The following is a 1,080-nucleotide window of genomic DNA, read 5'->3' as shown; positions in this document are numbered from 1 at the left end:
AGCATACGGCCGCCTTCTGTAAAATGTAATTTTTTCATTGGTATATTTTTTTTGGTAGGGGCGACAATTGGGTTTATTAACTGGTTCCCCTGCTTACTCTTTGCGCTAAAAAGATTAAAAAGGGATGTTTTCCCTTTTTATTTTACACCTTCGATTAACTCTCATTGACTTCATCCATCTCTCCCCAAATAGAAAATGAACCCAATAAATAGGAGTATCTCTAGAAGGAGAAGAGTTGGAAAAAACCGAAACTAACTTTCCCTGAGCTTGCACCAAGCAAACTTTATTGTCCAAACAAGGAACGCCATTTCTTACCCATCTTTTCCAAAGTGGGAGCAGACAACTCAGCAAGTAGGTTTTTCACTTCCTGCATTTCTTCCGCCTGCTGACGAATTTTAATTTCCTGGAGTTGAAGGTTTTCTTTTAGCCATGCATTAGTTTCCTGCTGAGCTTCTATCCTTTCCTTTTGGTTCTGAATAATTCTCTTTTGACTTTTTACTTGATTTTCCAGCCGCCTTAGTGTTCTTTTTTGTTGTATTCCAACTGCCTTTTGTTCTTCAATAGCATTTTTTTGTTGGCTCAACCCCTGGTGTAAGCAAACATTGATCTCCTGGATAGCCGCAGTGTTAATAGCTCCGAGGTTACCATAATTAAGACTGTACAAGTCTTTTTCTTCAGAGTAGTATACCAATTCGGGAAAGAGTTCTTTAACTTCCTGTGCCCCAAAGCCCAAATGTTTGAGTTTTCTTTTTTTATCTGCTTTGTATCGGTATTGTATTGGATTCATTAGCATCACTTTGTCCAATACCTGATGCAACCCACAAATATCCTCCTTGCTTCTGATGTCTGATTCCTGGAAAGTGCCTTGAGAGAAGAGGAACTCCTGAGTGGTAAGAGAGCCTTCCAATTGCGTAGAACCGTTAACTCTAAGATTACTTAAGGTCTCTAAATAACCCGTAGAGTGAATCTTGATCCCTTTTCCCCAATCGGCTGTATTGCTCCCTTTTTCTTTACTAGGGGCTATATGTAGATAATTCCTGGTGGCTCCACTTTGATGGATAACAAAGTTTCTCTCCCCAT

1 protein-coding gene is annotated in these 1,080 nt (G+C 39.5%); it reads right to left on the bottom strand.

What is annotated here, in order from left to right; translation table 11 throughout:
• Positions 1–283: 283 nt before the first annotated feature.
• Positions 284–1,080, bottom strand: a 797-nt coding sequence (locus E1171_RS00890; protein ID WP_187696139.1) for a tail fiber domain-containing protein, incomplete at its 5' end; no start/stop codon positions are given.

The organism is Xanthovirga aplysinae, assembly GCF_009711365.1.
Classification (GTDB): Bacteria; Bacteroidota; Bacteroidia; order Cytophagales; family Cyclobacteriaceae; genus Xanthovirga; species Xanthovirga aplysinae.
This window is presented reverse-complemented; position numbering and strand designations above follow the sequence as displayed.